Below are 18797 nucleotides of genomic sequence, written 5' to 3' on the forward strand. Positions count from 1 at the left end.
GGAGGTAACCCAATGAATGAAGCTCTGAAACGCCTGTCCGGCATACTGGACGAAGCCGTTGACGAAATTGCCAAATGCGAAGCGGAAGCGGTTCGGGAAGTTGACGAAAACGGCAATCAGGCCGGGTTTGAATCCTGGATGATCGAAAAGGCCGAGGTGCTTGTGTCCCTGCCGGAGAAGGTCCGTGACGCGGCAGAGGCGGTAGGCGGCGAACTGGGTGCGTTCGTGCTCGACAGGGTGGAGCAGTATTCCTCTTCTGCTGAGACTTCGCTGGAGATCAACAGCCCGTTTTTCATGAGCGCGCTGCTGTATCCGTCCAGCCATCAGCCGGGTGAGCCGAACAATCTGGAGCTGGTGGCAAAAAGGGTTCGCGAGGCTCTTTAGGAGCCTTGACGACGTGCGGCCTGCTGTTTTTGGCCCACGAGCACCAGTTTCGAGACTGCGTCTTCCTGCCTGCGGTCAAGCTCAAGGAACTCTACTCCAACCGCGTCGCCGTCATGGCGGACGACCTTGGCCGCGATTCCCTCGGCCACGGTTTTTTCCTGAAATTCAAGCGCAAGCGTCAGCTTTACACCGTGTTTGAAACGGGCTTTGGAAAAGCGAAATCCAGCGCCTGTGGCACTGATGTTGATGCAGGGCAGGACGCCGACGCGATCCACCCTGAGCGCGAGACCCTCCACGGAGACTCTCACGGCGTTTCGGCGTTCGTCTTTGGCCTTGGGAGCCTTGAAGCTGAACCCGAGCGCTTCTTCGTCGATGGGAGCGGCTTCTACCTTGGACTTTTTTCGGCCTTTCACGAGTTTGAGGCCGAGCAGTCCGCCGGATGAAGCTTCCTTATCCGCTTTGATGTCAACAGAACGCGCCTTGGCGTTGGAGGAGCCTTTGCCGCGTCCGGCCTTGTTCGGCGGTGCGGACGTCTTTGCTGCCGCGTCCACGTCAAGCACCGTTTTTTCGGCCTTCTCTTTCTCCCCGTTCCGGCTCCTGCGTTCCGAGTCTTTTCCATTCAACTTTCTGAAAAAACTCATGATACTCATCCCGAACCCCCCTTTGGAATGTACGTCCTTTCTTAGCTGAAAAATGCATTTTTGCAAAGCCGCATATTGCAATCCGGACGAACGCCCCGGATAGAACTGCAAACCCCCTTGACTTTTAGTCGATAACCATGGGAAGAATGTTCAGTTTTTCACGAATAAGGGTAGTGTTTTTTTAGGAGGAATAGAGGATGATTGGCGAACTGTTCCACGGTATGGCTAACAGCACGGCTGCCGGTTTCACCGGTGTGTCCCTGATTTTCATCTATCTGGCCTGGATCGTGGTCATCGGCTGTGTTCGTGTCCGCGAAGCCATGCACGAAGATCACCACTAGTTTTCAGTTTTCCGGGGGGCTCCGGAAAAAAGGCGCGGTTCACATGAACCGCGCCTTTGTNTTTTGGGGGGATGCTCAATCCTTGAGCTGGTCCAGAAGATATTGGCCGTAGCCGGTCTTGGACAGCTCCTGACCGAGTTTTTCGAGCCGTTCGGCGTCGATGTAGCCCATTCGATAGGCGATTTCCTCAATGCTGGAAATGATGTGCCCCTGTCTGTCCTGCACCGCTTTCACGAAGCTGGATGCCTCGTGCAGGGAAGCGTGCGTGCCCATGTCGAGCCATGCGAAGCCACGCCCCAGCGGGGTAACCTGCAACTCGCCGCGCTTGAGGTAGACGTTGTTGAGGTCGGTGATTTCCAACTCGCCACGCGCCGAGGGTTTGAGATTTTTGGCGATGTCAACGACATCGTTGTCGTAAAAGTACAGGCCGGTGACCGCGTGGCTGGAGCGAGGGTGTTCGGGTTTTTCTTCAATGCTCACCGCGGTATTGTTCTTGTCGAATTCCACCACGCCGTACCGTCTGGGGTCCTTGACGCGATACGAGAAGACCACGCCGCCTTTTTTCAGGGAGGCGCTCTCCTGAAGCAGGCGCGTGAGGCCGTCGCCGTAGTAGATGTTGTCGCCGAGGATCAGGCTGCACTGGTCGTTGCCGATGAAGTCTTCGCCGAGAATGAACGCCTGCGCCAGTCCGTCCGGGCTGGGCTGGATCTTGTAGGACAGGTTGATGCCCACGCGGGAGCCGTCGCCGAGAAGGGACTGGAATCTCGGCAGGTCCTGCGGAGTGGATATGATAAGAATGTCTTTGATCCCCGCAAGCATGAGCGTCGAGAGGGGATAGTAGATCATGGGTTTATCGTAAACCGGCAGCAGTTGTTTGCTGACGGCGAGCGTAAGGGGATGCAGCCGGGTGCCGGAGCCTCCGGCCAGGATAATACCTTTCATTGCGCCTCCGGGCTTGGTTTACTTGCTCGTCTGATTGCGATATCGCTTGCAGCACGAGCCGGAGGGACTATAGCGGCCTCGCCGTGCAGTTGGCAAGCCGCCTCCGGCCACACTAAAACGAGGTGACGATGAATTATCCATATTTCCATTTCACTGGCGGCCTGATTGCCGCCGTTTTGTTTCTCGTGCTCATGTTCTTTCTGCTCGTCGTGCTTCCGGTGGGATTCGTCACCGAAGCCTTTGGACGTCTGGGAATGACCACGGGGCAGGGCTTCCTGTTGCTGCTCGCCATTCTGGTGGGGCGGGCGGTCAACATCCCCGTCTATACCAGCGAAAAGCTCGTGATGGTACAGGGAAGCGGTGCGATGCGTTTCCGTTTCGATGGCATGGCCCGCCAGATCGAGTATGAAGAGCCTGTCAACGAGCTGAAAAAGCAGGTGTTCGCCGTCAACCTCGGCGGTTGTGTCTTCCCGGTGATTCTGAGCATCGGTTTTCTGCTTCGCTCGCGGCTGATCGACGTGCCGGATATGCCTGCATTGCCGGAAACCTTCATCTGGCTCGGGCTTACCACCGCCGCTGTGGCGGCCGTATGTTACGCGCTGACCAAGCCGGACGTCTTCACCGGCTTCCGGTTGCCGATCCTCGCGCCGCTGGTGGTGACGCTGGCGACCACCATGATTCTGGTGCCCGCACCGGTTTCCCCGTTGGCTGCGTATGTCGGCGGCTCGCTTGGGACGCTTCTGGGGGCCAACGTCATCCCGCTTCTTATTCCGTCAAAGCGACGCGAGTTGGCCTCGCCGCTGGTTTCCATTGGCGGTGCCGGAACCTTTGGCGGCGTCTTCGTGGCTGGTGTGGCCGGCGCTCTGCTGACCTAGGAGGATCGTTATGGAGAGGAACATCACGCTGGAACTGCGGCGCGACCTGAAAACGGGGGAACGCCGCCTTGCCGGACATCGCGACGAAGTAGGCCTGCCTTTGGACGTGGCCGGCACGCTTCCCCTGCTTCGTGCAGGGGAGCGGCTTGATGTGGACGGCAAGCCGTTTTTCCGCGTGCTCGGCACGTTCTGGAGCGACGCCGGAAGCGCGGTCGCATCGAAGCGCATGGTACAGCTTGAATGTCTCATGGACGCTTCCGCAGGTGAGGCCGTTTCGGCGAACATCGTTTCCGAAGGCTTTTCGCTGGCGTGGATCACCCTGAGCGACAAGGGCTGCCAAGGTAAAAGGCGTGACGAGTCAGGGCCGCTCATTGCCGAAATGGTTGCGGAAAAAATGTCGATCAGCCATGCGCAGGGGTTTATTCTGCCGGATGAGGAAAGACAGCTTCGTCATCTGATCACGGACCTTGCATTGGGACAGGGGTTTGATATGATCATGACCACCGGTGGTACCGGTGTCGCTCCCCGCGATATCACGCCTGAGGCGACCTTGGCCGTGATCGAGAAGCGTCTACCGGGGTACGAGCGAGCCATGACGGCGGCGAGTTTGGCAAAAACGCCTCATGGAGCGGTTTCGCGAGCCGTGGCAGGAACGCTGGGCGGAGCGCTGGTGGTGAACATGCCCGGTAGTCCGAAGGCTGTCCGGGAGTGTCTTGAACCACTGTTGCCGACGCTTGCGCATACGTTGGAAAAGCTCCATGGCGACCCTTCGGATTGTGCCGTACTGCGTTGCTGATCAGGCCTTTATCCCTTGCGGTTGCAGCCGCAACTTGATAGGTAGGGCGAGTTGCTTAGAACGAACAACGCGTAAAAGACATATAGACCACGAGGCTGCCCACCCATGACCAAACGTTTCACAGTTTTTTCCCTTTGCCTTTTCATGCTGCTTTCGGCTGTTACGGTTCAGGCTCAAACATCGGCCAAGGCCGACCCTGCCGTGAATGGGGCATACACCCTTGAGCGGTGCGTACAGCGAGCCCTTGAGGCGAACCCGACCATTCTGGCCGCCAAGTCGCAGATACAGGGTGCGGATTACGGCACCAAGTCCGCCCGTGGTGATTTCCTGCCTTCCGTGACCGCAGGATACGACTACAAGACGTACAATCGCGAGCAGAGCGGCGGTATCACGGCCGAGCACGGCAAGTCTTCCTATACCGGCAGCATCGTGGTGACCCAGCCCATCTTCAAGGGCTTCTCCCTGCTGAACAACTACCAGAAGCAGAAGCTGACCAAGAAACGTCAGGAAGCCAACCTCAACAACGTCGAGCTGGTGGTCATTCAGGATGTGCAGACCAACTTTCTCGCGCTGCTCAAAGCCCGCATGGACGTCAAGAGTGCCGAAGACTCCGTGGAGCGGCTGCGTTCCCAGCTCAAGGTGAACACCGCGTTTTACGACGTGGGGCTCAAGCCGCGCGTGGACGTGCTGCAGGCCGAGGTGGAACTCGCTACGGCCGAACAGGATCTGCTCAAGGCCCGCAATGCGGTCTCGACGCAGACCGCCAAGCTCAACAGCCTGCTGAACCTGCCGCTGACAGCCGACATCAATTACGTTGGGGATCTCCAATACGACCCTTTCAACCTGACGCTGCGCCAGTGCCTTGACCGCGCCTATGAATTCCGCCCGGACCTCAAGATCGGCGAAAAGGCAGTGGAGATCGCAGCCAAGGATGCGGGCATTGCTTCCTCAAGCTTCATGCCTTCGGTGGACGGCACTGTGACCTACACGAAAAACAGCGACGAGCCCGGGCTTCAGGACGAAGGATATTTCACTCACGAGAGCAGCGAGACACTGACCGCTGGTGTCAGTGCCACGTGGACCGTGTGGCAGTGGGGTGCCGATTATTACGACTACAAGCGGACCGACGAAGTCGTGACTCAGCTTGAGGCCGAATTGGAAGATACCCGACTCAATGCCGGGTTCGAGGTCAAGCAGGCTCTTCTGAGTATCAGGGAGGCTTCCGACCGCATCGGCGTTGCACGAAAGTCCGTGGAATCCGCCAAGGAATCCTACCGCATGGCCCTTGCCCGCTATCAGGCGCAGGTCGGCACCAACAACGACGTGCTCGACGCTCAGTCCCGTGTGACCAGCAGTGAGGCCCAGCTCATCGAAGCGCTTGCGGACTACAACACCGCAGTGGCCAACCTGTACGTCGCCATGGGCGAAAAGAACCCCTCTCTGGAGGTCGAATAACAGTGGCATTTTTTCGCAGAACCAGAGTCAGCAACAACAGCACTGTCCCGTGCCCGGACTGTTCGGGTGATATGCGGGTGGCGCGCAGTTGTCACGAGGTCTGGTACGAATGCCAGGACTGCGGAAGCAGGCACGAGATTCCCGAAGTGGTCTCGCAGCTGGATGACGACTTTGACGAGGATGTGGCCTTTGTCCCATTGGACCGAATGTGAATCCGTATCATCGCGCTTGAGCGCATATTGCAAAGCCGCCTTTCTGGCGGCTTTGCTCATAATGGTCGGCCCGGCGGCATATGCGACCGCTGAAGCAGGAGAGTCCGAATCCCGATCAATGGCGGCCACGGGAATCTGGGCGCCTCTGGCCGAAAGACTCGTGGACGACGGTATTGATCACGCCTACGTCGTTTCCCTCTTTTCCCGGTCAGGGCTGGAGTTTGATCCCGATCATATGGCCCACAAAATGCGAAGCCTGCTTTCCATCAAACAGGCGGCCCGGGGTGCTGCGCCTGCTCGCGAGCCCGAGGTCATGGACCGCTACCTGAATCCCATACTCATTGCTGGCGCGTATGCCTACCTTCGTGAGAACCGTGAAGCGCTTGATTCTGCTCGCCAACGCTACGGAGTGGAGGGCGATTATCTCGTTGCGCTGCTGCTGGTGGAGACTCGTCTTGGCACCAATACGGGAAAGCACAAGGCGATGCCGGTATTGGCCAGCATGGCGCTTGCAGGGGACTTCTCCCTGATATCGGATAAAGTGGATACGGCCGGGCTGGATGAAGAGATGAAGCAGTGGCTCGTGGCGCGCACCAAAACCAAGGGTGACTGGGCCTACCAGGAACTCGTGGCGCTCATCGAATATGCCAGAGGCGCGCGTCAGGATCCCTTGACGGTTCCGGGGTCAATCTATGGAGCCATCGGCATCTGCCAGTTCATGCCGAGCACGGCCAGACACTATGGTGTAGACGGTGACGGTGACGGCCGTGTGAATCTTTTCGAACGGGCCGATGCCTTGCACAGCATGGCAAATTTTCTGAAAGAGCACGGATGGAAAAAGGACATGGACACCGAACGGCGTCTTAAAGTCCTGTATCGTTACAATCATTCGGAAAGCTATGCCCTGACCGTGGATGCGGTGGCGCAAAAGCTCCGTGGAGCGAGAGAGCTGTTCGGGGGCTAGCGAGCCGTCAGATCCTGATAGACCGTTTCCGTACGGCGCAGGAACTCCCTGTCCGAAAGCTGCGAAATGGTGCGCTGTTGCGCATCCAACAAATGTGCCCGAAGCTCGCCACGCGTGGCCTTTTCGATGAGCACGGACAATTCGCGCACGTCGCCGGGGCGGAACAGGCCGTCCGGCTGAACCAGATCGGGCATGACTCCCACGGAACTGGACACGAGCGGAACGCCGCAGGACATGATCTCCAGTGCCGAGCGCGCGATGGCTTCAGACCAGAGGGATGCGCAAACGCCCAGATCAAGCGCGGAAATGCAGGCGGCGATGTCTTCGCGCCAGCCGCTGATGGCGGCATGGGACTCCAGTCCTTCCTGCTTCAGCCACGAACGAACTTCATCCGTCGATGTGGCGGAATCGCCGCCGATGAGGAAGAGCTTGAGGTCTTCACGTCCGTTTTCGCGCAGGCGGGATATGGCCTTGATGAGATCACGCTGGCCTTTGACGTGATCAAAGCGGCCAAGCATTCCCACCACCGTGTCATCCGCAGAAAAACCGAATTCCTGTCGGACGCTGCTGCGTCCTTCCGGGTTGCGGGCGAAACGCTCCCTGTCCACGCCACCCTGTATGAGCCAGAGCTGTTTTTCTGGCGTACGCATGCGTTCCAGAAAGTGCGTGGCCATGCGTTTGTTCGTGACGATGACGGAGTCGGCCACTGCGGCGTGCAGCCAGCGGTTGACGGGATCGTTCTTGGGCAGGCGTTGGTCGCCGCGGGTGCGAACCAGCCTGAATCCGAACCCGGCCTTGCGCAGTGCTCCCCAAATGAAAAAGCCTTCGCCCCTGTGGCAGTTGACCACATCCGGGCGATGGTGGCGCAGGAGCGAGATGATCTCCGCAATGGTGGAAGCAAGCCGGACCGGGTTGGTGGTGTTCAGGTCCAGCGCCTTGACCTGCAGCCCCAGTTCGAGAGCCTTGCGCTCTGCCGGGGTTCCCGGCTGAACCACGACAACAACTTCGTGACCGGCTTGGGCCAGCAGTCTGGACAGTTCCACGGCGTACCATGCAGTGGCGTTGTACCAGCGGACGTTGATTACTTGAAATATTTTCATATCTGTACTTGGGGGAGCAGGAACTTCGGGGCAGAATGACAGGAGCGCCGGTACTTGGCAAGGGTATGGACATAAAAAGGTTGGAATTTTATTTGCATATGTGTACTTGGGCATAAACTGCGGTAAAAGATGCCAACCGAAGTAAAGCCAGCCGATCAAGAGAACCCGGGAGAAACATGCTGAACCTATCGTCCTTGGCGGGCGCGTTGCCCGAGATCAATCAATCCCGCATGGTATCGTCGGGGTACGCGGTCTGGCTTGTCTGGGACGGCAAGCTGAATACGGCCATCACGCACACCATGCGTGATTACGGCTGCCTTCTCATGGCCGAAGAGGAACGGCAGGCCTTGTGGTATTGCCCGAACTCCGAGGTGTTCCGGGCTCTGGCCAGATTGCAGACATGGGCGCGGGTCAACTCCATCAATGTCTTTGCGCAGGTCATGCCGGTCACCTTCCTTGTAGGGTACGACCTGACCACTTCTCTGTCGCTTCCGCAGGAATTTCTTTCCCAGAGCGCGGAGGCCCCTAATGATTTCGAGGTCTGGATCCACCCCAAGCTGGAAAGCGAGATAAAGAACATTGCCGGGCTGAGCCTGCGGGCCATCGGCAAGCCGGACGGCCTCTCCAATGTGGAGTGGAAGCTGCTTCAGGCCGATCAGGGGCTGGATTACGAGTCCACGCTGCGCTGGTATTTCATCATCAAGCCCCTCGGCAAGCGCGGGGACAAGGAGAGTATCGTCGGCTGGCGAGATTTCTCCAATGAAATACAGGAGCTCATGCAGCGGCTGAGTCTCAAGTATATTTCCGACGTCAACGAGGGATTCATGTTCTTCCCTCTGGACAACGTCCGTCTGTTGCGCAGCTTCTGCACCGACATGCTCAACCTCATCCACGAGGCCAAAACGCAGGAAGACCACAAATACTGGCCTGTGGTCATGGCCGTTGTGCCGCAGGGAGAGCTGCCGTTCACGCAGGAACTGCCAAAGAAAGTCGGTGTGGACTGGAATCGGTTGACCCCGGATTTTCCGCACATGCGCTACATCGACGGCTTTCTTCTGAGTCCGTGGTTCGCGGTGAACGACGCACGGTTGGGTACCAAGCAGACCAGCCTTGAATCGTGGTGCAACATCCGCCTGCGCAAGGAAGGCGGCGAAGCCGATTACGGGACCATCGAGGTGGGTATTCCCGTGCCGCTGACCGAAGCCGAAGGCACGGAATGCTTCTATTGCGGCCAGAAGAATCATTCCGCCTTTGAATGTCCCAGCAAGCAATTCGGCCTGCAGACCGGCAAGGCATGGGCGCAGCTGGCCCGAATGAGTCTGGACGACATCAACGAGGGCGTGGGGCAGATCAACGACGACATCGACTCGGAGAGATTCGTTGAAACAGCCAATGAAATGTTCTCCGCCAAAGAGCCATCCAAGGGCGGCGTCATATTGCAGGCCGTGTTCGACATCAACTCCCCGGTGCAGCCCCGGACGGTGAAAATGGTCTGGCGCAGCAAGGCCAAGGAGTGGGCTGAAGGGTTCCACCAGCTGGGTCCGGAAGAGGGCGATCATATCTGGCCGGGACTCAAGGCGCTGGAGGAGGGCGACCAGTCCGAAGCCGAGGACGAAGCGAAGAAGGCGGTGGTCAAATATACGCGCAGCTACCAGCCACAAAGCCTTCTGGGGTTTTTGCATCTGGAAAAGGAGGACCCCACACAGGCCATGTTTCACTGGCAGGAGGCCGAAAGGTTGGCCTTTACGCCGTTGCAGCAGGGCTACCTTGTTTTTCTTCAGGCACGGTTGCAGGAAATCCTCGGGAATTTCAAGGAGTCCACCTCGCTTTACAAGCGCGTGAATGTGCTCAGTCCGGGGTGGCTGGAGCCGCTGTATCGACAGGGTGTGTGCATGGTGAAGCTCGGATTCACCGGGCAGGCCATGGACTTGTTCTTCGATCTCATCAATACGGACCCGAACATTTTCAACCGGATCCTCATTGATCCGGAGCTTGAGCGCGGCCGGGTTCAGCTGTTGAGTTTTCTCTGGGATAAATGGAGTGAGGCCGAGAAAGAAGCCGAGAAGCTACGGGCCAAGTTGAAGGAGTACATCGAGGAGCTGGATAAACGTTTCGAGAAGACGCATCCGTTCTATGAAATTGCCGAAGCCGAACTCGCCAAGCTCAAGCATACGGCCGAGGTGGATAACTACGTCGCCTACAGGATGCTCAGTCGGGGTATGGAGCGGTTCGGCGAGCAGATGGAGAAGCAGGTCCAGCTCGAACTCAAGCGCATCAACTCCAACATCGACTTTCTCACGGAACGTGTGCGGGAAATCCAGAAGGAAGCCGCATGGTTTCCCTTTCCCAAACTGTTGGTGGAGTTCAACAAGGATTTCAACTACTGCGTGGAGAAGGTCAACTGGATCAAGACCCAGCACCTCAAGCAGGCCGATAATTTCCGGCTCGCCACAAAATATGTGCAGGAAATCGAGCAACGCGTGGACACCCTCTCGGGTCGGCTCGTCACCTTGCGGATCGTGCGCGACAGCACGCTCTTCGTGTTGATGCTCGGCAAATCCTTCATCTGGTTCGAACTGGTAGGACTGGGGCTTGCTTTCGTCGGCGTGCCGGCGTTCCTGTGGTTCACTCAGGACGTGCAGGGCAGTTGGCTGGTGAGCACCATGCGCGAGAACCAATGGGAAGTGACCAAGGGATTCGTGATTATTTTGAGTGCCTTGGCACTGGCCTTTGCGGCCATAAAGAGCGCCGCCGGATTTGAAAAGCGCAAGCAGCAACTCTTCGACCAGCTTGAAGAGGAGATGAACCGTAGATCCAGAAAGCGCTACTGACCGATGACGAAAAAGAGGACGGGTGTTCCCCAACACCCGTCCTCGTTATCGGACCGCCGGATCTCCCCTCCGGCGCCGCAGCGCTACGCGGTCCGATTGACCTGCATGCCCGAGAGCATGTTCAGGGCAATTTCCTTCTCCGATTCCAGACGGTTGCCTACCGCCTGTCTTACCCGCTCCGTGCTGGAGCCGAACTGCCCCTTGCGGGTATCGTAGACCTGTTCAATGAGCTTGCGGCTGAACTCGCCGCCCTCGGTGCGTCCGAGGAACGCATTGATGGCCTTGCTGAAAATGTTGGATGCTCCGGTGGGGCCGTGTTGCACCGAGGTGCTCCACAACACCTCCTTGACGATGGGCGGAGCGGTTTCCAGATCAATGCCGGTCTTGTCGCGGATCATGTTTCTGGCGGTATCGTAATGCTCACCCTTGATGAAACCGTGCTGTAGCTTTTCGAAACGTTCAGGCATTTCCGTGGCGATGCTCTTCCACTCCTTGGGCATGGCCCCGGTAGTGCCTCCGGTCTCGGCCGGGCCTGTCGAACGCAGTCGCTGGGCCAGTTCCGGAGCCTTGTCGTCCAGATAATTCAGGAACCGATCCATGGTGCCGGTCTTGGAGGCTATCTGGTATTTGCCGTAAGAGGTGCCGCCGGTGCTGTCCCAACCAATGGCTTCAATGCCCTTGTTCCCGGATTCAAACTGGGCGGACAGAAAGCCTTCCACTTCCTGCGCTACGCTCTGAGGTTTTGTTGACGAAGTGGTGCCGCCGGTTGCCTGTGCGGGGTTGTTGGCAACAGGCTGAGATGAAACAGCCGCCTGCACCGCCTGCGGAATGGAAACGGAAGTGGGGCCCTCGGTTCCCGTCTGCTGCATAATGCGCGAAATGGTGGCGAGCGCGTCAAACATCATGGCATCGTTCAGAAACGACGTGTCGAATTGTCCCGCTCCGGAACCGAGATTGGAATCCCCGTCCGAGAGAAGGCTTTGCGCCATTTTCATCTGCTGCTCAAAGGCCTGGTTGACTTGTGCAGGGGGCTTGCCGCCGCCGGGACGCTCTCCAAGTCCGGAGCCCGTATCCTTGGCTTGCAGCAGCTGCACCGCATCTATCATGCCTTTCATTCCGATCGCCATAATTCACCTCATGTGTCAAATTACCGTCGGGGACGGCTTTGTCCACACGATGTAAAGCAACCGGTGTGCCACACTGTGTAATGGTCTGATAAGACTATATATTCAGAATGGAGGATAGCCGCAGGTCGTCATGAATCCGTTCAAGCAGTTTGCGGTGTCCTGCGGGGTAGGCGTAGTTTGACAGTTCCTGAGGCCGCACAAAGCGTCCTTCGTCCGCCTCATGAAAAACGGGAGCCACTTCTCCGACGGCCTTGCACAGGTAGCAATGCATGGTCACCCGGTACTTGGTGTAGGCGTACTTGACCACGGCGATCTTTTCGCCCGGCTCGACCGAAAGCTCGGTTTCTTCCATGTATTCGCGCCTGAGCGCCTGTTCCGGTGTCTCACCTTCCTCCAGACAGCCGCCCGGAAATTCCCAAAGCCCGGGCCAAAGGTCATCGGGTTTGCGTTTCTGAATGAGAATTCGTCCGTCGTGAACGAGGATGCCCGTGGCCATTTCGATGCGAATCACGTTTTTTCCGGGCTTGGGGAGAGGGCGTTCGAAAACGATGTTTTCCCGGTGGGCTGCACAGCGGGGCTGGACAGGGCAGAGATCGCACTCAGCCTTTCTTGAGCAGACCAGCGCGCCAAGTTCCATGAGGGCCTGATTGAATTCGCGCGGCCTGTCTTCGGGCATGAAGCGCCTGACGCACTGCTCGGCCTGTTCGCGCAATTCCTTGGAGCCTGCCTCGAAACCGAGGTTCTCCAGACGGGCAAAGACGCGCATGACGTTGGCGTCGATGCAGGGCACGGGCCGATTGAAGGCGATGCTGGCGATGGCTCCGGCAGTGTATTCGCCAATGCCGGGAAGCGCCCTGATGGCAACGGGATCCTTCGGAAACCGACCGTCATGGACTTCGGCTATCTCGCGGGCCGCGCGCAGAAGGTTGCGGGCCCGTGAATAGTATCCAAGTCCTTCCCACAGCTTGAGAACTTCGTCCTCCTGAGCCTGCGAAAGTGCGGGGACGTCCGGAAACCGTTTTACCCAGCGTTCGAAATAGGGGACCACGCGGTCCATCTGGGTCTGCTGGGCCATGATCTCGGAAACCCAGACATGGTACGGATCGTACGTCCTGCGCCATGGCAGGTCGCGTCGATTGGTCTCGAACCAGTCGAGCAGAGCGTTGGTGAAGGTATCTGGTGTCACCCGCGATGCATTACTCTTCCTTGCCCTGCTTGGCAACCGATGCCTGATTGGCCACGGCCTGCGCCTTCTTGGCCGCTTCTTCGGGGTCGCCCAGGTAATAGCGGTTTTGCGCCTTGAGGGAGCCGTCCAACTCATAGACCAGCGGTACGCCGGTGGGGATGTTCAGCTTGGTCACCTCGTCGTCGCTCATGCCGTCGAGGTATTTGACGAGTCCTCGAAGCGAATTGCCGTGAGCGACCACCAAGACCTTCAAGCCCTGTCTGACCTGCGGTGAGATGGTATCGAACCAGTAAGGCATGGTGCGTTCGATGGTCAGCTTGAGACTTTCGCTGCGGGGCAGTTCGGCGTCGTCCAGCTCGGCATAGCGGCGTTCCCGGCCCGGAAAACGTTCGTCGGAAGGATCAAGCTCCGGCGGCGGGACGTCGAAACTGCGTCGCCACTGGAAAACCTGATCATCGCCATACTTCTCGGCGGTCTCGGCCTTGTTCAGCCCTTGAAGCGCACCGTAATGCCGCTCGTTGAGTCGCCACGTGCGGTGTACCGGCAGCCACATGAGGTCCATGCGGTCCAGCACCAACCAAAGAGTCCTGATGGCCCGCTTCAGGACAGATGTGTGGCAGATGTCGAAGGTGAAGCCTGCTTCCTGAAGCAGCCTCGCGCCCTCTACCGCTTCCTGTACGCCCTGTTCCGTCAAGTCCACGTCGGTCCAGCCGGTGAAGCGGTTTTCGAGGTTCCAGGTGCTCTGGCCGTGTCGGATGAGAACCAGCTTGTGCATTCGGTAATCTCCTTGGTTGAAATTCCAGCGCACAGGCTAGCACGGTGTGATGGGTGATTGAAGAATTATTTTGAAACGGCAGGGAAGTCGCGATCAGCCCTTCCAGCGAAGGCGTTGCTCCAGCTCTGGGTCGGTCACGGCCCTGACGACACCGATGGTCTCGTCCACCACCACCTGTCCATGCGCGAAGCCCTTGACCTTGCGCACGTCCTTGACCAAGGCGTACATCACGTCGGCCTGCGCGTCCTCTTTGCGCCAACTCTTGTTGGCACAGAGGGTCGCAGCCTGCCGCAGGCTTGATTCCGGCACTTCCTGACCGGGATGGTCGCGGCGCAGGATCACATGGGAGCTGGGGCCGTCAGCCACGTGGAACCAATAGTCGAACGTGCTGGCGGCCTTGCTGATGATGTCGTGGTTGGCCTTGCTGTTCTTGCCGCGAACAACAGTCAGTCCGTCGTCCGTAACAAAGACGTGGGCGGCCAGTCCCTTGTACCGTTTCGGCAGGGTGGGGGAAGACCGAGGCTTGCCGGAATCGGGTGTGTCGTCGGCCGGGACGCCTTCGTTTTCCACGCGGGCCATGTCTTCTTCCAGAATGCGACGGCGCTCTTCGACATGAGGCATGCCGCGGTCAGCTTTGGAGGCCAGCTTGAAATACCGTTGCATGTTTTCGCTGACGGAGAGGAACGGATTCAGTTCGACGGTGACCTGCCCGTGCTCCGGGTGATTCACCTCGACGGATTCGAGTCCCTCGGCATCCTGAAAACGATAGAGTTCCGCCTGAAGGGCTTCCGCCTTGATGCGGTCGCGCCGGTACGTTTCAAGCCTGCTCTCTTCCTGTTCAAGTTTGGCAAGTGCGCGGCGGATGCGTCTTCTGGCTGATTTCTTGCGCTGTTGCAGGCCGGGGTCGCCCGCCTTTTGCAACAAGGGAAAGAGGGTGGGTTCGCCATAGGCGGCGCAAGCTTCCAACGCGGTGTCGAAACGCTCGGCGTCCGGCGTTTCCGGCCAGAGCAGGGGCGGCTTGGGCGTTCCGTCCTGTGCACGGGCGACATAGCAGGAATCGGCCTCGCCGAGTGCTACTTTCGCGTACATCGCGTGGGCTTCATTCGCTGGCAGCGAGCGCAAACGGCGGCGCAGAGGCGGAGATATGTGCGGGTACTGGCGCCATATCTCCTTGTCTTCCATGACATCCTCGAAGGCGGGCCAATCCGGGGCCGAGGCAAATCCTTCGTCGAGGCCGCGCACCAGCTTGAGATCTTCATGGATATCGAAAACGAGGTGTGTCCATTCAGGGTACAGGCGGGACGGGGTCAGCTCAAAAGCCAGCCGGAGGTTGGGCCAGTCCGTGGAGTGGGTCAGCAGGCGCCTTCCCTGAAGACGTTTGCGCATCCACATGACCTGGGCGGGCGCGTCGGCAGGGTTGGCGGGCTTGTTGTCCGTAAAAAAGAGATGGCCCGCCGATCTGGCGGGCCTGAACAACATATTCTTCGGGAGTCCGCGGGCATGCATACGGAGGTTCCAGACACCGGGAGCCGGGCCGAAAATCTTGTCGACCCTGCACCCTTCGAGCGCCGGGCCAAGCTCCGCCGCCAGACGGCGAAAGAAGTTTGCTTCCATGTCGTCCTGTGCGTGGGGCTAGTCGCCGCGCACGTGCTCGTCTTCTTCCTGCTTGCTCTTGCACTCAATGCAGAGCGTTGTCATGGGTCTGGCCTTCAGGCGCGGGACGCTGATGTCATCGCCGCATTCCTGACAAAGGCCGAAGTCGCCGTCGTCGATACGCTGAAGCGCCTGCTGGATCTTCTTGATCAGCTTGCGTTCGCGGTCGCGCAGTCTCAAGGTGAAGGCCCGGTCGGACTCTGCCGTGGCGCGGTCTGCCGGATCGGCATAGACTTCGCCGGTTTCGGTCATGTCCTCAAGCGTCTGATCGCTCTTCTTGAGGATGTCGTCGAGCATTCCCGTGAGCATTTCGCGGAAGTACTGAATATCCTTGGCGTCCATGTATTAGGCTCCTGCGGATTCGGTGATGTGCGAAAACTTTACCGAGACTCATGATGATAAACAACTAGACGGGCTGCGTAAACCAAAAAGGCAGTGGAAGTAAAGCATTTCCTTGTATCCCCCCTGCGGAAGTACGAAGCCGGATTTTTTTCGGATTTCCCCTTGACAGCTGAGGGGGCCACCGATAGAACTCTCTTCGCTTTCGCAAAGAGCGGGAATAACTCAGTGGTAGAGTGCAACCTTGCCAAGGTTGAAGTCGCGAGTTCAAATCTCGTTTCCCGCTCCACTTTGAAATACAGGCGGCATAGCCAAGTGGTAAGGCAGAGGTCTGCAAAACCTCCATTCTCCGGTTCAAATCCGGATGCCGCCTCCAAATATCCCAATTTTCGAGCGGGAATAACTCAGTGGTAGAGTGCAACCTTGCCAAGGTTGAAGTCGCGAGTTCAAATCTCGTTTCCCGCTCCAAAATTTCCGACCCCAAGGCAAAAGCCTGAAGGTCGTTCCGGAAAGCTTCCGGAAGCATCTTTCACACATCTGTGTGACGAGCGGGAATAACTCAGTGGTAGAGTGCAACCTTGCCAAGGTTGAAGTCGCGAGTTCAAATCTCGTTTCCCGCTCCAGATTTTCAAGCCGGTCTCATTTTGAGGCCGGCTTTTTTTTGTCCTTCAGGCGTTCTGGATACATTCATTCAAATTGAAACGGCATGCGCACCCTCTTCCGGTATGGTCCATGCACTGGCTCGGGGCAGGCAATCAATTCCCACCCCACGGAAGAAGATATGAATGAAGCCAGACTCCAGACATCCATAAAAGAGGCCCTCGACGGGTCAACGGCCTCGGCCTTGCTCTCGGGAGCAGGAATGCAGGCCCGCAACTTCACCACCGCGCTGGAAGCCCCGGCCTGCGGCGAGTGCCCGGCGTTTTATCGCGACACTCCGCTCATCAGCGAGGTGGAGCAGCTCTGCGACCCCGCGGTGCTGCCGGACGGAGCGACCCTGCTCAACCTTGTGCTGAAATATTTCCATGCCTATGTGCATGACGGAGCGCACGAACAGAGCGTTTCGTATGGCGAGATCGCAACGTTGCTTGCGGGTTTCTCCCGCCATCAGAGCATGAACGAGCCCGGGGACGACCCGGAGATCATGAACCGGATGCGCAACTGGTCCGGCGCTCTGCGCTGCCTTGCTGACATTCCGAGAGCCGCCTTCATTGCGGGCAAAGTGCTTGGAGCCGGCGTGAAGGCCGGACCTGAAGAAACGTGTCCTCATCTTGCCGTGGATGTGGGAGCCGCTTCGGGGCTGCTGGTCCTCGCCTCGTATGTTCAGGCGCACCGCAACCGCTTCACCCGTTCGGTGCCGTGCGGATTCATGGTCGATCCGCTGGCGGGGGAAAGGACTGCCGACCTGCTGCGTTCGCTGGACGCGGGCAGTATCATCCCGGCCGATCCGTCCCGGCCCGGGGCTTATGCGTCCATCTACGGACTGAAGGTGCATTTCGTCGCCAACGAGAGCATGGCGTTGCTTCAGGGCGGCATTGGGCGTGAGAACTGTTTTGCCCGCTACGGGGCCCTGTTCAGAGCGGCGGGCAAGGGGCTGGACGAGGCGGTTTTTCTGCCCGAAGGCGTGGTGGCTCACTGCTCCGGGGAAAACATGAGCGCGCTGCTCACGCCGGACAATCATTTTCAGCCGCCCGCGGGGTACGAGAACGCCTCGTTTTCCCCGCAGGGGCTGCTTCTCGACGGAGAAATCCTGCCAGCCCACAGACTCGGCAAGGATCTCCTCGGCTAGATCATGTATTTCAGCTGATACCCGTTGGTCGGATAGACCCACGGGGTGTCGCGCACCTTCTCGAGAGGGATGCGATGGCGCACGATGAGCGCCAGCGTGTTGGCAATCTCCTCGGAGTTGTGGCCCAGCACGTGACCGCCCAGAACGACCCCGTTTTTTTCATCCAGCAGAATGCGGCTCCTGCCCACGGTCTCTCCAAGGCGCTTCCATGAGAAGGCATCTGCGAGGTCGGTTTCCTTGACCGTGAAATCGAGTCCGCGTTCCCGCGCCTCGGATTCCAGCAGGCCCACCCGTGAAATCGGGGGCAGGGTAAAGCAGGTCGCCGGGATGCCGTCGTGGTTGGTCTCGGCGGTTTCATCCCCGAGAATGACCGACGCGGCCACGGCGGATTCGAGTGAGGCTGTGGGAGTCAGACCGAACGGAGTGTCAGCCACATCGCCGATGGCGAAGATGCGCGGATTGGTGACGCTGCGCATCTGCTTGTCCACGGCGATGCCGCCTTTCTCGTGCCTGACTTCGGCAAGGTCAAGCCGCAGCCCGTCCACGGCAGGGACGCGACCGGCGCAGTTGAAGACTGCATCCACCGCAACTTCGGGTTCGGGGCCGTCGGTAATCACGGTCAGAGCCTGCTTGCGCTGTTCAATGGCATTGACTGGATTGTTGAAGCGAATATCGATGCCCATCTCGCGAGATGTCTGCACCAACTCATCCACCAAGTCGGCGTCGAATTCCCGCAGGGCCCGCTCGCTGCGAACGAAGATGGTGACATTCGAGCCGCAGCGTGCCGCAATATGGGCGAACTCCATGGAAATGAATCCGCCGCCGATGAAGGCAATGTTTCTGGGCAGTTCCTGCAGATTCAGAAAGTCGTCGCTGGTTTGCAGCAGTCCCTGACCGGGCAGATCCAGTTCGCGGGGAACCTGTCCTGTGCAGATGCAGATATGCGGCGCCGTGTAGGTTTCTCCGTCGGCCTCAACCGTTTGTGGGCCAGTGAAGCTCGCGTTGCTTTGAACGACCTCTATGCCGAGGCTTTCATAATGGCTCTTGGCCTTTTCAGGTATCGGATCGGTAAAACCGTCCTTGAAGCGCGCCATCTGGGGCCAGTCGGCATAAAGATGTCCGGCAGCGCCCTTGCCGTAAAGGTGCCGGGCCATGTGGACGGCCTCCGGAGCGGACATGAGCGCCTTCTTGGGATTGCAGCCGCGCAGCGGGCAGACGCCGCCAACGCCGTTGTGCTCAAACATCACCACTCGTTTTCCGGCTTCGGCCAACGGTGCGGCAACGCCGCCCCCGGCCGGTCCGGCACCGATGACGATCACATCATATTCTTTCATGACTCTCCCGTGCTTTTTGCTTTTTTACGGTCCACCGTAGCCAAAATCGAGCT

18 protein-coding genes and 4 tRNA genes are annotated in these 18797 nt (G+C 58.6%); 13 read left to right on the forward strand and 9 right to left on the reverse strand.

What is annotated here, in order from left to right; all coding sequences use genetic code 11:
* Positions 1 to 12 precede the first annotated feature (12 nt).
* Positions 13 to 384: a hypothetical protein gene (locus B149_RS0101575; protein WP_018123407.1), complete on the forward strand. Its 372-nt coding sequence runs from the start codon at positions 13 to 15 to the stop codon at positions 382 to 384.
* Here the strand turns inward: B149_RS0101575 and B149_RS0101580 are convergent.
* Positions 381 to 1025, reverse strand: coding sequence for a PilZ domain-containing protein (locus tag B149_RS0101580; RefSeq protein ID WP_169332892.1), 645 nt, complete (start codon positions 1023 to 1025; stop codon positions 381 to 383). The two genes, B149_RS0101575 and B149_RS0101580, sit on opposite strands and share 4 nt — an antisense overlap.
* A 197-nt stretch (positions 1026 to 1222) precedes the next feature.
* On the opposite strand from B149_RS0101580, the gene B149_RS18645 reads away from it, so the two are divergent.
* Positions 1223 to 1366, forward strand: a complete 144-nt coding sequence (locus B149_RS18645) for a hypothetical protein (protein WP_018123409.1) — start codon at positions 1223 to 1225, stop codon at positions 1364 to 1366.
* 75 nt (positions 1367 to 1441) lie between these two features.
* On the opposite strand, the gene rfbA is transcribed toward B149_RS18645, so the two are convergent.
* Positions 1442 to 2308: a glucose-1-phosphate thymidylyltransferase RfbA gene (rfbA, locus tag B149_RS0101590; protein ID WP_018123410.1), complete on the reverse strand. Its 867-nt coding sequence runs from the start codon at positions 2306 to 2308 to the stop codon at positions 1442 to 1444.
* Between the two features lie 128 nt (positions 2309 to 2436).
* Here rfbA and B149_RS0101595 point away from each other — a divergent pair, with 128 nt between their 5' ends.
* The 5 genes from B149_RS0101595 to B149_RS0101615 all read left to right on the forward strand — a co-directional run bounded on the left by B149_RS0101595 (position 2437) and on the right by B149_RS0101615 (position 6610).
* The gene (locus B149_RS0101595) at positions 2437 to 3183 is read left to right on the forward strand and encodes a DUF1614 domain-containing protein (protein ID WP_018123411.1); all 747 of its coding nucleotides are present in this window, start codon (positions 2437 to 2439) and stop codon (positions 3181 to 3183) included.
* Positions 3184 to 3193: 10 nt separating this feature from the next.
* Entirely contained in the window at positions 3194 to 3979 is a 786-nt protein-coding gene (locus B149_RS0101600; protein ID WP_018123412.1) for a MogA/MoaB family molybdenum cofactor biosynthesis protein, read from the forward strand.
* A 105-nt stretch (positions 3980 to 4084) separates the two neighbouring features.
* Positions 4085 to 5434, forward strand: coding sequence for a TolC family protein (locus tag B149_RS0101605; RefSeq protein WP_018123413.1), 1350 nt, complete (start codon positions 4085 to 4087; stop codon positions 5432 to 5434).
* 2 nt (positions 5435 to 5436) lie between these two features.
* Positions 5437 to 5646: a dual CXXC motif small (seleno)protein gene (locus B149_RS18500; RefSeq protein WP_040372093.1), complete on the forward strand. Its 210-nt coding sequence runs from the start codon at positions 5437 to 5439 to the stop codon at positions 5644 to 5646.
* Positions 5647 to 5764: 118 nt separating this feature from the next.
* Entirely contained in the window at positions 5765 to 6610 is an 846-nt protein-coding gene (locus B149_RS0101615) for a lytic murein transglycosylase (RefSeq protein WP_018123415.1), read from the forward strand.
* Here B149_RS0101615 and B149_RS0101620 read toward each other — a convergent pair.
* Positions 6607 to 7710 (reverse strand): glycosyltransferase family 4 protein, encoded by a 1104-nt coding sequence (locus tag B149_RS0101620; protein WP_018123416.1) that lies wholly within the window; start codon positions 7708 to 7710, stop codon positions 6607 to 6609. The genes B149_RS0101615 and B149_RS0101620 overlap by 4 nt on opposite strands.
* Before the next feature lie 176 nt (positions 7711 to 7886).
* Between B149_RS0101620 and B149_RS0101625 the strand changes: the two genes are divergently transcribed.
* Complete coding sequence (locus B149_RS0101625; RefSeq protein WP_018123417.1) at positions 7887 to 10541, forward strand: hypothetical protein; 2655 nt, start codon at positions 7887 to 7889, stop codon at positions 10539 to 10541.
* A gap of 83 nt (positions 10542 to 10624) precedes the next feature.
* Here the strand turns inward: B149_RS0101625 and B149_RS0101630 are convergent, their stop codons facing one another.
* From B149_RS0101630 to dksA, 5 genes are all read right to left on the reverse strand, one after another.
* On the reverse strand, positions 10625 to 11668 hold the full coding sequence (locus B149_RS0101630) for a VgrG-related protein (protein ID WP_018123418.1): 1044 nt from the start codon (positions 11666 to 11668) through the stop codon (positions 10625 to 10627).
* Between the two features lie 94 nt (positions 11669 to 11762).
* Positions 11763 to 12854, reverse strand: coding sequence for an A/G-specific adenine glycosylase (gene mutY / locus B149_RS0101635; protein WP_018123419.1), 1092 nt, complete (start codon positions 12852 to 12854; stop codon positions 11763 to 11765).
* Between the two features lie 10 nt (positions 12855 to 12864).
* Positions 12865 to 13629: a 2,3-diphosphoglycerate-dependent phosphoglycerate mutase gene (gene gpmA / locus B149_RS0101640; RefSeq protein ID WP_018123420.1), complete on the reverse strand. Its 765-nt coding sequence runs from the start codon at positions 13627 to 13629 to the stop codon at positions 12865 to 12867.
* A 93-nt stretch (positions 13630 to 13722) separates the two neighbouring features.
* The gene (locus B149_RS0101645) at positions 13723 to 15243 is read right to left on the reverse strand and encodes an NFACT RNA binding domain-containing protein (RefSeq protein ID WP_018123421.1); all 1521 of its coding nucleotides are present in this window, start codon (positions 15241 to 15243) and stop codon (positions 13723 to 13725) included.
* Positions 15244 to 15261: 18 nt separating this feature from the next.
* Complete coding sequence (gene dksA, locus B149_RS0101650) at positions 15262 to 15624, reverse strand: RNA polymerase-binding protein DksA (protein WP_018123422.1); 363 nt, start codon at positions 15622 to 15624, stop codon at positions 15262 to 15264.
* A 211-nt stretch (positions 15625 to 15835) separates the two neighbouring features.
* On the opposite strand from dksA, the gene B149_RS0101655 reads away from it, so the two are divergent.
* The 5 genes from B149_RS0101655 to B149_RS0101675 all read left to right on the forward strand — a co-directional run bounded on the left by B149_RS0101655 (position 15836) and on the right by B149_RS0101675 (position 17410).
* A tRNA-Gly gene (locus B149_RS0101655) sits at positions 15836 to 15910 on the forward strand.
* A gap of 12 nt (positions 15911 to 15922) precedes the next feature.
* Positions 15923 to 15997 (forward strand) — tRNA-Cys (locus B149_RS0101660).
* Positions 15998 to 16014: 17 nt separating this feature from the next.
* A tRNA-Gly gene (locus B149_RS0101665) sits at positions 16015 to 16089 on the forward strand.
* An 80-nt stretch (positions 16090 to 16169) separates the two neighbouring features.
* Positions 16170 to 16244 (forward strand) — tRNA-Gly (locus B149_RS0101670).
* Between the two features lie 158 nt (positions 16245 to 16402).
* The gene (locus B149_RS0101675; protein WP_018123423.1) at positions 16403 to 17410 is read left to right on the forward strand and encodes a hypothetical protein; all 1008 of its coding nucleotides are present in this window, start codon (positions 16403 to 16405) and stop codon (positions 17408 to 17410) included.
* On the opposite strand, the gene B149_RS0101680 is transcribed toward B149_RS0101675, so the two are convergent.
* On the reverse strand, positions 17407 to 18744 hold the full coding sequence (locus B149_RS0101680; protein ID WP_018123424.1) for a dihydrolipoyl dehydrogenase family protein: 1338 nt from the start codon (positions 18742 to 18744) through the stop codon (positions 17407 to 17409). The two genes, B149_RS0101675 and B149_RS0101680, sit on opposite strands and share 4 nt — an antisense overlap.
* Positions 18745 to 18797 lie beyond the last annotated feature (53 nt).

Source organism: Desulfovibrio oxyclinae DSM 11498 (genome assembly GCF_000375485.1).
Classification (GTDB): domain Bacteria; phylum Desulfobacterota; class Desulfovibrionia; order Desulfovibrionales; family Desulfovibrionaceae; genus Pseudodesulfovibrio; species Pseudodesulfovibrio oxyclinae.